The organism is Scytonema millei VB511283 (assembly GCF_000817735.3).
Taxonomy (GTDB): domain Bacteria; phylum Cyanobacteriota; class Cyanobacteriia; order Cyanobacteriales; family Chroococcidiopsidaceae; genus Chroococcidiopsis; species Chroococcidiopsis millei_B.
Genome location: NZ_JTJC03000001.1, coordinates 578817 through 593210 on the forward strand (window position 1 = coordinate 578817; position 14394 = coordinate 593210).

A 14394-nucleotide genomic window follows, 5' to 3' on the forward strand; every position below is an offset into this window, starting at 1 on the left:
CTGTTTAGTGTTTCCCTACTGCTATAATTTTTTCCAAACTATTGAATAACGCCAGAATAAGTGGATTTTAACATTTGCTCCCGTTAGCAAATTTTTATAAATATATTGTACTTGCGATTGCGTCAAATATTTATCTGTACGAAGATGCTCTCTCCAAGCTTCTACAGTTTCTCTTGTCGGTCTAAAGCCTCTGTTTCTGCATATCTGAAATAGCCAGTTAAGGGGAATGGCGATCGCATTATTTACAATACCTTGTATACCTTCATTCTCTAACAAATCTAAAACAATTAACTTTCCACCAGGTTTTAAAGCTATCTCCAGATTTGGCAGTAATCTTTCTAGTGGTAGATGGTGAAAAGTTGCTATGGAAACAATTGCATCAAACTGACTGACTGGAAATCTCCATTTCAAAATATCGGCTACCTGAAAATTTATATTTGCATAATCTTGAGATTGTTGTTTTGCAATTTCTATCATTTTAGGAGATAGATCGATAGCAGTAACTCTATCAGCACGTTGAGCTAAAAGACGAGATAATTTACCGGTACCGCAGCCAATTTCAAGAATATTGTCACAATGCAATGTTAATTGTTTTAACAAAAATCGGTGATAGTGGCTATTGTGATTCCACATCGGCTGCTCAAGCAACGCAATTCGGTCAAAGTCTTTCTGAATCTTTTGATTCATTGTTTCACTCATATTTTTTACCTAGATTTGAGCAATAAAACTCAAATTGCCAACTACCAATTACCTATTACTAATTACTAAAGACATCAACCTTTCCAAATCCAAATCCGAGGCTATTTGAGCTAATTTATTTAAATCTTTCGGATCTTCTAAATAAGGTAAACAACCCAATATAGGAATATTTGTCAGAGATTGAATTAAATCAGTTGGTGCCAATTCAGCAATTTCTATCTCAGAACGAGGCTGGGTACAATTAAGCACAATGCCGCGCAAATCGATCCGAGATAATTTTGCTAGGGCAACATTTGCCACAGATTGAGCGATCGCCCCCAATTTTACCGGAACCACTAATACCGTTGGCAAGCGCCAGGAAGCAGCTAAATCAGCAACGGTTAACTCCTGGGTTACAGGCGTACCTAAACCGCCTAAAGCTTCGACAATCACCCAATCCTTTCTTGCTTGCAGGCTTTGTAAGGCTTGCCAAACAATCCCCAAGTCGATTTGTCTTCCCTCTTTCGCGGCGGCTACAGGCGGGGCGAGGGGTGCGTCAAAATAGAGCGGGGCAATTTCTTGGGGTGATTGGTCGAGGGAGAATAGATTAGTATACAACTCGCGATCGCCCACTCCTGCTTGCATCAACTTCATCACACCCACAGCACGCTGAGGTTGATATTTCTGCCCATAAGCAGTCAAAGCCGTAGTCAGAACTGTTTTGCCAACTTCCGTATCAGTTCCCGCGATCAGAATTATCATCGTAAATTTTAGATTTTAGATTTTAGATTTTAGAGACATTCTGTGTAACATCTCTACATTCCTACGTTACCAGGCTCAGCACTTTGGATAATTGACAGGTAACAAGTCGCTTTATCTAAGCGCAATATCTTGCTTCTCTACACTGACAACTGACAACTTTGTACAGACATTACATGTAACGTCTCTACACTGATAACTGACAACTGATAACTGACTACTTATACACCCCCACATTCACCCCAAACTCAACCTCATTATTAGCCAGTGGCACGACATCTATCTGATATTGTCCGCTACGCTTGACTCGTCCTTGCCAGTGAAATTCATTTTTTCCCTTCAATACATTGCCATTGGGATCGCGCACATCTAAAGTTACCGCTCCTCGCGTCACAATCACCGATAACTGCTGTCCTTCTTCCAGATCGACCAGATAGCGCTGAATTTGCCGCCTGCTGGTACGACCTGACACCTGCGTTCTACTCTGTCCCTCGGCAAAGTTAATTGTTTCTGTTTCAGCCGTAGGAACTTCTACCGCAGGACTAGCCGGAGATGAGGTAGGTAGTGATGGTGTGGGTGCAGGTTTGTTTAAGCTTTCCAGACTTAAATTCAGTTGGTATTGACTTTCATCAACACCAGGCGCGGGAGTCAGTTGAACCGTGTAGATCCCGGTTGATGGTAGCGTACCTTGATAGCTTGTCACCTGGCTGGCATCGGCGATCGCTTGTTTATCTGGACCTAATACTGTAAGTAACGCCCCTTCCTGTGCCAATGTAGCACTCAGTTGTTGCCCTCGTTCGGCAACAAACGTGTAGTTAACCGTAACGTTAGCTCTCAGGCTACCTGTAACGTCGCTGCTGCTACCAGGAACTAAATTGAGTGCCTGACTGTATACAACTGGCGATTGGTCGAGTGTGGGTGTTGGCGTAGCAAAGGGAGTAGGAGAATCGGGTGTGGGTGTCGGTTGGGCGCTGGGAACGACTGGCGAAGGAAAATTCTGCGGTGTGGGGGGTTGCGATCGCTCAGTATTGCGACCGAGCATAGCAGACATAATCGCCCAACCGCCAATTCCTGCTAAGACAGCGACGAGCATTAAGACTGGAACGATTAACCAAGTTTGACTCCAGCGGTTTTTAGAGGTGGTAATCACTGGATCGGGTTTGGTGAAGGATGCAACCAGGTCGGGATTGCTAGCAACAGCCAAAGTTTGTACTGTTGAAATCGGTGCGGCAGGTGACTGAGCAATTTGGGGTTCGATCGCTTGCAGTGCTTTGGCGACTTCGGCTACATTTTGGTAGCGATCGTTTGGTTTGTAACTTAACATTCGGTTTAAGATCTGAGCAAATCCAGGCGTGACTGTTGCCCATCGCTGCCAGTGCCAGACTAACGTGAGATCGTCAAACAATTCCTGTGGCTCTCGACCTGTCAGCAATACGACTACGGTTACGGCTAAGGCATAAAGATCGCTGCTGGGATAAGCTCTGCCAGTTTGAATTTGTTCGCTGGGAGCATAACCTAGTTTTCCTACTGTGGTTGCTTGAGCTGGAGTACTACTGGAGGACTGAAAGCGGGTCGCTAGCTCTTTAACGACACCAAAATCAATTAAAACGGGTTTAGCATCACTTTCCCGCAAAATAATATTATCTGGAGAAATATCGCGATGGATAATACCACGCGCGTGAATGTGGGCGAGAACGGGTAGTAGTTGTTTGAGTAGATGGAAAACCTCTGCTTCGGAAAAAGTTTGCCCCTTTGCCTGATATTCATCCAATAGCGTTCTGTAGGTTTTCCCAGCCACATAATCCTGCACCAAAAATAAACGCCGATCTTCTTCAAAAGTGGCGCGAAACTGTGGGACTTGCGGATGTTGAATTTGATAGAGAATTGCTGCTTCACGCTGAAAGAGTTGCTGGGACTTTTCTAAGGCATAATTGTCCGCCTGCGCTGGAATTAATTCTTTTAAAGCGCACAACTCGTTAAATCGCCCGAGATCTTCTGCCAAATAGGTTCGTCCAAACCCCCCCTGACCTAGAACCCGATCGACACGATAGCGATTTTGCAGAACAGTACCAAGCTGAAGCGGAGGTTGTAGGGGAGGTTGATTCATAGTCTCAAGCAGGATGTCTAAAGGCAGGAATTTGATTTTGGGTTAGCAAGCGAAGGTTTTCTGCATCGATTTTGCCATTTGATTAACTATATCTGCTGCTTCTACATGGAAGGATTGCCGACTTCTCTCCTGTTATAGCTACTACCATCTCATTTTTGACACATAACATATTGACGCATAGCACATATAAATAGGTTTCTCGGCTGGGCAGAGCTATGTGCGGAGAATCTAAGTAGTTCTACTCAAGGTTTAGCGGTAAGTTTATCCGATCGCAATAACAGCGATCGCAGTCTTCTCAAGATTTCACTAAATTCGATCGAAAAATTGTTAAATTTTTAACTAATTTCATATATGCTTAATAATTAAATTTCCAGAAACTTTTCTAGGAAACACCCGATTCTCAAATGATAAGATGGAAGCGATCGCGCTTCGAGGATTACCGTGCTACGATCGGCAACTTTGAAATTGCAACCTGCTCCGATCGCAGTTGCAGATAACAACCGACTGAGATTATTTTCTGGCTCTGCCAACGTACCTTTAGCCCAGGAAGTTGCTCGTTACCTGGGCATGGATTTGGGTCCGATGATTCGCAAGCGATTTGCTGACGGCGAATTGTATATCCAAATTCAAGAATCGATTCGCGGTTGCGATGTTTATTTATTGCAACCAACTTGCAATCCCGTCAACGATCACTTCATGGAATTAGCAATCATGATTGATGCCTGTCGGCGAGCATCGGCAAGGCAAATTACAGCGGTACTGCCTTATTATGGCTATGCCAGGGCAGACCGCAAAACGGCAGGGCGGGAATCAATTACGGCGAAGTTAGTAGCTAACTTAATCACCGAAGCGGGAGCCAGCCGAGTTCTGGCAATGGATTTACATTCAGCACAGATCCAAGGATATTTTGATATTCCTTTCGATCACGTTTATGGCTCTCCCGTAATTATTGATTATTTAGCAAGCAAGCAACTAACTGATATCGTGGTTGTTTCCCCAGATGTTGGGGGTGTGGCAAGGGCGCGGGCATTTGCCAAAAAACTCGACGACGCACCGCTGGCGATTATTGACAAACGCCGTCAGGCTCATAATGTCGCTGAGGTATTGAATGTGATTGGTGATGTCGCTGGTAAAACAGCCGTGCTAGTCGATGACATGATCGATACTGGCGGGACGATCTCGGAAGGAGCGCGGTTACTGCGCCAAGAAGGGGCGCGTCAGGTGTATGCTTGTGCTACCCATGCAGTGTTTTCACCTCCGGCGGTTGAACGGTTGTCTAGCGGATTGTTTGAAGAGGTGATCGTCACGAATACGATTCCCATTCCTCAAGAAGCGCGTTTTCAACAATTAACTGTGCTTTGCGTAGCTAATTTGTTAGGAGAAACTATCTGGCGGATTCACGAAGATAGTTCTGTGAGTAGTATGTTTCGCTAATTGCTAATTAAGTCCTCATTTCGGCGTTATTTGCAAGCACATTTTTATAGATAAAACCTGCCAGTGCGGGTTTTATTTTTTTGTATTTGTATATCCGTTACGCCAGGATTAACGATGTGTAGGGGTGGGTTTACTAAAAAACCTAACTCCTCAACCAAGATCTTCATAAACCCGCCCTAATGAGATATTGGCAAAATACAAAAAATTATTTCCCAAGCAGTATCATTTCGTTAAAATTACGCCGCAGAAGATACCCTCAACCCCCCTTAAAAAGGAGGGCTATATAATCGGTAGCACTCGAAAAGATTTTCAGAGCAAAATTCTAGTATTTTATTATTTGTGTCACAATTGAGGATAAAGCAATTTCTCCAACTAACGAACAAGCCCAAGCCTGTCTGCGTGTCTGCCAGATGTTGTCTAACTTATACAAAGATATTCATCTACTCCGTTTTGATGATAAAACTGGAGATATTTATATTCTAGCTGGTGAAAATCTTCAAATTATCGTACTCCCTAACGAACCTTGGAGGTTTGTGGATGAAACCGAACTTTGAGCAGATGAGCGTGCCGGAACTAAGGGCGTATGTATTACAACATAAAGATGATATAGAGGCAATTCGTGCTTTATTTCATCATCCTAGTCTTAAATGGCAAAGTATGCCTCCTCTTGTAGACCAAGGCGGTTTACCAATAGAAGAAAATATTCGGACTGCTGAAGAAGCAATTAAACAAAGAATCGAACAAGCAAAACGAAAACAGGAAGAGAATTAAACTTGAAAGTTTATGACAGATACTTGAAAAATTGCTCTGGCACAAGTCTTAATTCTCCCGATTTAAACCGATCGCATTCTACCCAAAGCGCGCGTTTTTTGCGTTTTTTCTCCATAAAGGTTATTTCGTCTATTTGATAAAACTTTGGATCGACGAAATCGCATTCATAAACAAATAAAATTTCATGACCTGGTTGTCCGTTAAAAGTAAATAAGTTTTCTTGACAATCGAGGTATTTTATATTTTTAATTTCTGCTTGAAGTTCCTCTTGAAATTCTCGTTGTAAAGCTTCAAGACTTGTCTCTCCAAACTCTACGCCACCACCCAAGGCGCGATAAAAAGTTTGTTGTTTTACCGGATCGTAACCTTCAGAAATAAAAACGCGATCGCCCTGACGGACAATTCCCAAAGCTAAAACTCGGATTTCTCCTGGTTTATGCATATTAAGTAAGTCAAAAGTTAAAAGCTAAAAATCAAAATTGTAAGCTTCACGCTTACTAGGATGTTTTAATTTGGGGCATTATGTAAACTAAACGTGAAACAGATTAATTGCTAATTACCATCGTAAATAAATCTAGAACGATCTTCGTCATTGTCTTCTACAGTCCAATCGTCATTTTCGCCACCAATATACAGCCGTTCGATCCTGACATATTCCTGACTCAATTGCCGGAGAGAATTAATCAGAATATCGATCGCGATCGCGTCGCTCGTACCTAGATCGAACCAGCAGCGCGCCCAAGTTCCCTGATACTCAAATTCACCCATGTTGTGCATCAGCGCCATCATGCTATCATCAGCCTGGTGCGTGTCATACTCCATGTAGCTAAGATCTAATCCTTCTTCTTGAACTTGCAAATTTTCGGCATTGAACCCACCTAATTTTCCTAGATAAAACCAGGACTGAAATACCTCCTCAACATACTGCTTTTCCATTGGGGCAGGTACGTTGCTAAACTCGATCCAAAACCAGACATCAAAGGGATTAAATTCGCGAAATTGAACTTGCATTTTGATTGGGTAATGGGTAATGGTTAATGGGTAATGGGTAATGAGGCAAAGAGCTAGAAAAGCGGTTAGGAATAAGAACTGATTTCTAACACTAACAACCACCAACTACCAACTACCAATTACCATTATCTATTTTTGCTGCGCTACTACACTTAGCCGTTGAGCTGCCTTGCGTCTCTCTCGCTCGATTTGCTTAACTAAGTCGGGTGGGAGTTGGGCTTTTTTGGCGATCGCTAAATCGAAATTCTTCACCGATTCCTGTAACATGGCTGCGCTCTTTTGCTGATTGCCGTAGGTCGAGAGAATTTGTCCTTTAAGATAATACAACTCTGGGTTACCATTACTCGCTTTCATCGCTCTATCCACAGCTTCTATGGCTTGGGGAAATTTTTTCAAATCTCGATAGCCAACCGCTACACCCCTTTCCGATAAATACTTAGGTCCTGCAAACCTTTGCAAGCGCCCAATTGCTTGTTCTGGGTTGGAAAAGGGCAGATTGACCGATACCATTAAGTCCATGTATCCCCGCAGCAAGTTTAATTCGGGGTCTGTAGAGGAGATCGCTTCAGCTTTGTCCATGTACTCGTAGACTTGCCGTAACTCTGCTAAAGCTTGCGGCGTTCCCTTCACTGTTCCTTCTCGAAACAAAGCAGATGCACCCAATAAAAAATGACCGACTGCTGAGTATAAGTTACCGCGCAACGGGTCGGTTGATGTGAGTTGGCGAGCCGTGTCTAATGTCTTTTTGCCATAGTTGCCTAAAGAATTGTAGTCCTCGTTGAGGACGTAAGCAAGGGAAGCTCTCATGGCATAAGCTAAAGGCTCTTGCTGCTCGTTACCTGAAATTGCCTTGAGATAGCGATCTGCTGAAATGTAATCTCCCTGCTCGAACATGGCTTTAAAAGCGGCTTCAGTTTTTTCGCCAATCGGTCTTTGATTCGTAGCGCGAAAGGGATCTTGAGCCAGAGTCGGAGAAATGAGGTAAACAATCAGTGTAGTGGAAAGCGCGATCGCACCAAACATTTGCCTGATCATAGGAGTTAGGGGTTGAGACAAGGAGGACAAGGGAGAGGGGGGAGACAAGGGAGAGGGGGGAGAAGTCACAAGTCGCTCTCTACTGATAACTGATAACTGATAACTGAATTAGACGAATCTTCGGTTGGGAAGTTGCAGCTTCCGAGCGGTATCGACATCTGTTTGTCAGAATACAGACAGAATTATACTTGGTATATTTAGCACTGTATATTTAGCGCTGCCGAATGTCCGTTAACGTTTGTTGGTATGTTTAGCTGATGCTTTATCTGAAAAATCTGACTTATCACCCCCCAGCAAGTTCAACAGCTATTTTAAAATCGATTGACCTAGAGTTAGCACCCCAGCAGTTGGGATTGATTATTGGTCCTAGTGGTTCTGGCAAGAGTACGTTATTAGAAATCTTATCGGGGTTGGTATCGCCAACTGCGGGTAACGTAAGTTGGGGGACGCAAGAATTACTACCAGAAAATTTACAAGAGTTGGCAGGATTGGTATTTCAGTTTCCAGAGCGTCATTTCTGCGGTGGTACAATTTTAGAAGAATTACGCTTGGGACATCCCGAATTAGGTTCGGAACGAGTCAAACAAGCTTTATCAGATGTCGGTTTGGAGAATTTGCCTCTACACACACCACCGCAAGTTCTCAGCGGTGGACAGCAACGCCGCTTGGCTATGTCGGTTCAGTTGATTCGCAAACCCGCACTGCTTTTATTAGACGAGCCTACGGCTGGTTTAGATTGGTCAATGCGCAGGCAGCTAGTTCATTTATTATCCCAACTTAAGCAACAACGGACGCTGTTAGTTGTAACTCACGATGCAGGAGACTTATTAGCGATCGCCGATCGCTGTTGGTCAATTCAACATGGCAAGATTTATCCTACAGCACCGTTGGCGATCGAACCGCATCAAGTAGTATAAGCGTAAGTCTAGGTAGGGGCGGGTTTTGACCGAAGATTTACAGATAAGGTAGTCAATTCATTTGCTAAACCCGCCCGTACAGAAGTCGGAATCAGCAGAAATAATTTAGATCTTTTATGGAAGAGTCTCATTCTATACTGCCGGAAATGTGTGAGATTTGGCAGCAAACTTTAAATTGGCAGCCTAGTATCGCACAACAAGCGCAATTTCAGCGGCTTTATGAGGCGATCGTTGCAGGTAATCAAAAATTAAATTTGACTCGCATTACTGCACCAGAAGAGTTTTGGGAAAAGCATCTGTGGGACTCTTTACGGGGAATCGCGCCTTTTCTAGGGGGGGTAAGTGAAGGAGACAAGGAAGATCGAGAAGACAAAGAAGAATTATTACTTTCGACCTCTGAATTCCGAATTCCGAATTCCGAATTCCGAATTCTTGACATTGGTACGGGGGCGGGTTTTCCTGGAATTCCTGTCGCGATCGCTTTACCTGATGCTGAGGTAACTTTACTCGATTCTACGCAGAAAAAAGTTGCTTTTCTCAATTCCTTAATTACTGAAATGAGCCTGCAAAATGCTCGAACTTTAGTTGGTAGGGCTGAAAGTATCAACAAGCAATTCCAACAGTCTAACAATTATGATATAGCTTTAGTTAGAGCTGTAGCGGCGGCTGATATTTGTGCAAATTACGCTTTACCTTTTCTTAGATCGGAGGGTTTAGCTATTTTATATCGAGGTAATTGGTCACAAGACGAAGAAAAAACTTTAGAAGCCACAGTAAAAAAGTTGGGTGGAAAAATTGAAAATATTGAAAAGTTTACCACTCCTTTAAGTCACGGTATGCGCCATTGCATTTATTTGCGCAAAATTAATTCATAATCGTTAGAAACTATAGAAACACGCAAATATAGTGTTTCCCATCTAGATGCAATACATCTGTAGGGGCGCACAGCTGTGCGCCCCTACAAATACATATACCTCATTCAAATTTTTATGGTTTCTAACTTCTATCTTCTTTTACTGTTTGAATTGAAAGCTGCCGAAATCGGATCGATCGCCGCGATTTCCAGTTACCATATTGTGCTTCAAGTGGCAGCGGTTTAATTTCTAAATTCTCATGCTTCATGGCATATTGCAAGACATCAAAAAAGGAACTACGATTTTGATACTTGAATGTAATAGTATTCTGTCCGGCAATTCCTTGAAACTTGAGTTGACGTTGAATGCGATCGCCAACTTTAATTGGAGCAATTCTTTCTATCTGGATGCCATCAATCTCTACAATTACATCTTGAGGGCTAATCGGATTGTCAAAACTATATGTCAACACTAAATCTTGGGGCACAGATAAATAGAAAGTTAGTTCTGTTTTTTCTCCTAATCCCCAGCGAAACTTATTCTGTTGTTCATCTTTAGTAATTCCCTCCAATCCAGTTAAATTTAAACTATAAGGCGCACTATTTTGGAGTAAATTTGTTTCAGAACTATCTAATAAAGGTTGAAATTTTAAGTTAGCACCTAAGTCTGAATTAACTTGAAGCCGCCAATTAGCAGATTTAGGAATAAATTCTATTCTTCCCCCCGTAGGTGCTTCTGTCACCATTGTTGGCACGCCAAAACGACCGTAAAATTCTTGAGTACAGTCTTTTGTGAGTAAATCTGTATATAAATTAATTCCAGCAAAATCGTTCAGTTTATAAAAATCTGTAAAAAATGACCATTCATCAGAACGGAAACATTTGACTTGTGGAATTGACGTTTTCTTTTGCGTGTCTGGTGCGAGTAGTTTATCCCAGCCTGCTGCAATGTAAGGTTCTGCTTGAGAGGGATGTAAGCGTCCGAAATACTGTCCCATGACTTTTTTCTCATGGAATCGTCTTAAGGTAAAAATGCCGCTGTTATAGACATAATAAGGGCAAGGACCAATTCCGTTACCACCATGAACGCAGAAGGGAAAATCTAACACTGCTTCCCCTGGCTGCTCTTTAATATAGTTCATGTAGGCGTAAAAATTCTCGTTTAGTGCAGCGGGTTGGTAGTAGGCTTTATATGAATAGGCAGTGTAAAGTTCGGTACAAGCTAGTAGAACTAATGCAACAGCTAAAAACTTTTTGCCGAAGGAACGCCAATGTTCTAAATTAATTCCTAGTGCAAAAATACAAAAAATTACGGCATAAACTAGCGTGCTACGTCCGCTAACGCGATTGAAGCTAAACCAAGGAAAGATTTTTAAAGTTGGTAGAAAAGTGGGATGGTAGAGCAGGCAAAGTAAGAGAATAATTAGTAGGGGGACAAATATGCCAATGTGTTTCCTAGCTTGCCACAATCCTACAGTTCCTATTATTAATAAAAACCAACCAGGACTACCATCAAAAAAAGCTTCTGTTGAGTCTAAAAAGAAGTTCGCATAATTCTGTCCTGGGTTGAGAAAAGGAAAAAATGGTATGATTAGGCGCGCTGGATTCGTCCACCAAGCACCATAAAAATCTCCCGTATCGCTTAAACTTTTAGCCGCTTTGCCAATTTGGAGAACCAAAGGTAGATATATATAACTGGCGATCGCAGTTATAGCTAATAAGATTAAACTAGTTTTGGGATGAGTAAAGAAGTCTCTTTTGTAACTTAAAAGTTGCAGCCGCAGGATTTTTTTGATTTTGACTTCTTTTTTAATTAAATATCTATGAATATTTAGGGCAATAATATAAAGAATAGAAACTGTAAAAGATGTTAATGCATAACCAGCAACATATCCCAAATCTTGACCGAGAGATAAGACGAGCAAACACACTCTAAGTAGAATCAGTCTTAGAGATACGTGTTGCCTCATTACCACTCGTTTGACGATGAGAAAGTCAGCAAAAAAACTGAGAATTGTCCAGTGTAAGATTGCGTAACCAACGTGTTGAGGATATTTGGCGATCGCGTAAAAGTTAAAAAAAGTAGCAATAAAACCAGCGCCAGCGGCGCGATATAAGCCGTAGTCTTTTCGGAGCAGAAAAAAAGTAAAAACTACCGTGACTGCGATTGACAGCAAGTAATAAAACTGCAACCACGGACCAGTTTGAAATAGAGAATAAAGTGCAGCATAAAACAGATCTTTCTCAATTCCCCACGGCTGAAACACGCTATTGGTTCCGTAGGGATAGAAAGCTTGATTGTTAGTTAAATTTAGGTGAGGTAGGGGAAAAAAATCAAAATTTTTGGCAAAATAAAAACCTGTATATTCCCACAGGTCTACATATTCTTTATTGACGGTTGAATCTGGATAACCTGGAAGTCCTGGTCCAGTAAATCCTGTTAAGGGATGGTAAAAATCTTTAATAACTAGAACGCTAAATGCCAGACAAAGGCAAATAAGAATTACAATTGGAATTGCGATAGTTCCGAAGCGAACTGCTTTCGGCATTGTTTTATTTTTTACTTTTAAGAAGCTATTCATTATTTCAGCAATTAGAAGTAGCAGCTACACAGACAAAGCCTGCCTTCGCAAGCTGGAACAGTTGGCTGAGACAGACTTAGTAGATGTATCATCAGACTTATAGTCTCTTAGATCTGTTTTTGCCATATTCCTAAAACAGATTTACCTAAAGAATATTGCAAAATTGGATCGATGCTTCTAGATAAAGGTACCATGACTTTATCCCAAAGTTGGATCTGCTGTTTTGTCGGCGTTTTACTTTTCAACACGAAACGATTTCCTAATGAGGCAAGTAATCCGATTGAGTCGAGGTAAATCAGCTGAATACAATTGAGGCTTCTGGGGATTGTGGATGCTAAACTTTGCTTGTTATAGCGTCGATAGTGTCCTATAGCTCGATCGAATGGTGTGAATAGCCACTGATGCGCGGGAGCTAGTACGATTAAATAACCGCCAGCTGATAGATGCTGCGTCACGGTCTTCACTTCTGTGAGATCGTCTTTTATATGCTCCAAAACATCCATGTAGATAATCGTATCAAACCGATCGCTTGAAACTAAATCTGCTGAGGTTCCAACTCTCGATTTACAACACGCTGGCACTCTACCAACAGAAATTTTTAGATCGATCTTTTCTGTGAGAATTGGGTCTGGTTCTAAGCAAAGCCACTCTTTTTGATGACCTTTACAGAGAAATTCAGTGGTTGCGCCTATCCCTGCACCTACTTCCAAGACTCTACCTTGTAAGTATTTTTGAATTAGATTTCCATAGTAGTTTTTCCAGTTATAAGCTTGAGAAAATAATTCTAATTCCGAGCCAATATAGGAGTAATCTTGCATCGACTTATTTAGACAAAACTTCTCTAGAAAATACTTCTTTCAACTTAGAAACAAAGTAATAATAGTCTTGACCGAGCATAAATCCATAACTATTCCTAGTATTTAAAATCATTAAGGCAAAAACAATCGATAACATGACTGCTTGCATGAGAATCGAGCAAAGAATTCCCACTGCGATCGATGTCCAACCAGGAATTGCTAAACTGGTGAAGAGTTTAATAGATACAATTCCACCTAGAGATATTAGAATTAATAAAACAACGATCGATACAGAAATAATTAGTCTCGTACCTACTATATCTGCATAGACAGAAATCGAACTAATTCCGTGAGTTACCAAGGAAACAAAGTTCATCTTAGAGCGTCCGAACAAACGGTTGCTGCGCTTGGTAGCAATTTCAGTGTATGGTATTCTCGCCCGCATAATTCCAGCGGCATAGTGATTCCAAATCTCGGAAATGACAACAATTCTAGATAAAAGTTGATAAGGAATTGCGCTGAAGTTTCCTACTTGAATGTGATGTCCGGTTAAGAGTTTGTAGACAAGTTTATAAACTAGATAAAAAGCTTTGAAAAGATATGTTTCCGATCGCTTAGTTCTTTTAGCGAAAATAACTTTGGCATTGCTTTCTGCTTGGCAGCAATTAATTAGTCTAGGAACATCTTGCGGATTGTCTTCACCATCTCCATCCATAACGACAACGACTTTACAGTTTAAGTTGGCTGCAATGTAAGCTAAACCAATAGCGATCGCTCGTTGATGCCCTAAGTTTCTTTTCAGTTCTAAAATCTTGACTCTCTCGATGGCTTTAAAACTAAAAAATTTCAGTTCCGTGGGGGCTGGAGCGATCGAAGCATCGTCTACAATCAAGATATCTGCGCGAATATCTCGGTCTAGAAAAGTTTCATCCAAACTCCAGAGCAACCTTTCCAGTGCCTCCCAATCATTAAACACTGGAATTAGCACGATCGCAGATGGAGAACGATGAAGATCGCTATCGAGCAATGTCATTTTAGTACGAATCCTAAGCTAGACATCTTAGATGAGTAGTTGGCGATCGCGAGTACGATAGATATCCACATCGCACCGAGTTACATATTTGCGTCAGCAGCAAATTTCTGCGTTCATCTTACCACCCCTCAATGACGCAAAACTATATTTAGGGTTCCGCATCAGAATCGGGAGTTGGGAGTCGGGAATTGTTGGGGCGGGTTTTAAGCCAAAATTTTGAGCTGTGGTTGTCAGTCTCTGCGCTAAACCCGCCCGTACGGGAGTCGGGGATTGTTGGGGCGGGTTTTGAGCCAAAATTTCGAGCTGTGGTTGTCAGTCTCTGCGCTAAACCCGCCCGTACGGGAGTCGGGAAAGAGTGTGGGTGTAGGGAAATTTTGAATGCGTGAATGCGTGAATGCGTGAATTTTGAGTTGCTCC

At 41.9% G+C, this 14394-nt stretch carries 15 protein-coding genes; 5 read left to right on the forward strand and 10 right to left on the reverse strand.

The features are described 5' to 3' along the window. Window positions 1-21: 21 nt before the first annotated feature. The 3 genes from QH73_RS02640 to QH73_RS02650 all read right to left on the reverse strand — a co-directional run bounded on the left by QH73_RS02640 (window position 22) and on the right by QH73_RS02650 (window position 3544). Window positions 22-699 carry a class I SAM-dependent methyltransferase gene (locus QH73_RS02640; protein WP_039715118.1) on the reverse strand — a complete coding sequence of 226 codons (678 nt, stop codon included), beginning with the start codon at window positions 697-699 and terminating at the stop codon, window positions 22-24. A gap of 48 nt (window positions 700-747) precedes the next feature. Then, window positions 748-1440 carry a dethiobiotin synthase gene (bioD, locus tag QH73_RS02645; RefSeq protein WP_039715119.1) on the reverse strand — a complete coding sequence of 231 codons (693 nt, stop codon included), beginning with the start codon at window positions 1438-1440 and terminating at the stop codon, window positions 748-750. A gap of 214 nt (window positions 1441-1654) precedes the next feature. Beyond that, window positions 1655-3544: a serine/threonine-protein kinase gene (locus QH73_RS02650; RefSeq protein ID WP_039715120.1), complete on the reverse strand. Its 1890-nt coding sequence runs from the start codon at window positions 3542-3544 to the stop codon at window positions 1655-1657. A 441-nt stretch (window positions 3545-3985) separates the two neighbouring features. On the opposite strand from QH73_RS02650, the gene QH73_RS02655 reads away from it, so the two are divergent. The 3 genes from QH73_RS02655 (at window position 3986) to QH73_RS02665 (ending at window position 5749) form a co-directional block, all read left to right on the forward strand. Beyond that, window positions 3986-4978 carry a ribose-phosphate pyrophosphokinase gene (locus QH73_RS02655; RefSeq protein ID WP_309476435.1) on the forward strand — a complete coding sequence of 331 codons (993 nt, stop codon included), beginning with the start codon at window positions 3986-3988 and terminating at the stop codon, window positions 4976-4978. A 410-nt stretch (window positions 4979-5388) separates the two neighbouring features. Next, the gene (locus QH73_RS02660) at window positions 5389-5532 is read left to right on the forward strand and encodes a DUF6888 family protein (protein WP_201277927.1); all 144 of its coding nucleotides are present in this window, start codon (window positions 5389-5391) and stop codon (window positions 5530-5532) included. Further along, window positions 5516-5749, forward strand: coding sequence for a DUF6887 family protein (locus tag QH73_RS02665; RefSeq protein WP_039717345.1), 234 nt, complete (start codon window positions 5516-5518; stop codon window positions 5747-5749). The genes QH73_RS02660 and QH73_RS02665 overlap by 17 nt, the downstream gene beginning before the upstream one ends. Window positions 5750-5759: 10 nt before the next feature. On the opposite strand, the gene QH73_RS02670 is transcribed toward QH73_RS02665, so the two are convergent. The 3 genes from QH73_RS02670 to QH73_RS02680 all read right to left on the reverse strand — a co-directional run bounded on the left by QH73_RS02670 (window position 5760) and on the right by QH73_RS02680 (window position 7795). Continuing rightward, complete coding sequence (locus QH73_RS02670) at window positions 5760-6191, reverse strand: NUDIX hydrolase (protein WP_039715122.1); 432 nt, start codon at window positions 6189-6191, stop codon at window positions 5760-5762. A gap of 110 nt (window positions 6192-6301) precedes the next feature. Beyond that, a complete protein-coding gene (locus QH73_RS02675; protein ID WP_039715123.1) occupies window positions 6302-6760 on the reverse strand; it encodes a DUF3531 family protein in 459 nt (152 codons plus the stop codon). Between the two features lie 129 nt (window positions 6761-6889). Then, complete coding sequence (locus tag QH73_RS02680; protein WP_039715124.1) at window positions 6890-7795, reverse strand: Sll0314/Alr1548 family TPR repeat-containing protein; 906 nt, start codon at window positions 7793-7795, stop codon at window positions 6890-6892. A 257-nt stretch (window positions 7796-8052) separates the two neighbouring features. Here QH73_RS02680 and QH73_RS02685 point away from each other — a divergent pair, with 257 nt between their 5' ends. Both QH73_RS02685 and rsmG read left to right on the forward strand, forming a co-directional pair. Continuing rightward, entirely contained in the window at window positions 8053-8712 is a 660-nt protein-coding gene (locus QH73_RS02685) for an ABC transporter ATP-binding protein (protein WP_039715125.1), read from the forward strand. 116 nt (window positions 8713-8828) lie between these two features. Further along, complete coding sequence (gene rsmG, locus QH73_RS02690) at window positions 8829-9587, forward strand: 16S rRNA (guanine(527)-N(7))-methyltransferase RsmG (RefSeq protein ID WP_039715126.1); 759 nt, start codon at window positions 8829-8831, stop codon at window positions 9585-9587. Window positions 9588-9708: 121 nt separating this feature from the next. Here rsmG and QH73_RS02695 read toward each other — a convergent pair whose 3' ends face one another. From QH73_RS02695 to QH73_RS02710, 4 genes are all read right to left on the reverse strand, one after another. Next, window positions 9709-12114, reverse strand: coding sequence for a hypothetical protein (locus QH73_RS02695; protein ID WP_201277928.1), 2406 nt, complete (start codon window positions 12112-12114; stop codon window positions 9709-9711). Between the two features lie 140 nt (window positions 12115-12254). Next, a complete protein-coding gene (locus QH73_RS02700; RefSeq protein ID WP_039715127.1) occupies window positions 12255-12965 on the reverse strand; it encodes a class I SAM-dependent methyltransferase in 711 nt (236 codons plus the stop codon). A gap of 4 nt (window positions 12966-12969) precedes the next feature. Next, window positions 12970-13977, reverse strand: a complete 1008-nt coding sequence (locus QH73_RS02705) for a glycosyltransferase (RefSeq protein ID WP_052289974.1) — start codon at window positions 13975-13977, stop codon at window positions 12970-12972. 93 nt (window positions 13978-14070) lie between these two features. After that, window positions 14071-14271 carry a hypothetical protein gene (locus QH73_RS02710; RefSeq protein ID WP_132866522.1) on the reverse strand — a complete coding sequence of 67 codons (201 nt, stop codon included), beginning with the start codon at window positions 14269-14271 and terminating at the stop codon, window positions 14071-14073. Window positions 14272-14394 lie beyond the last annotated feature (123 nt).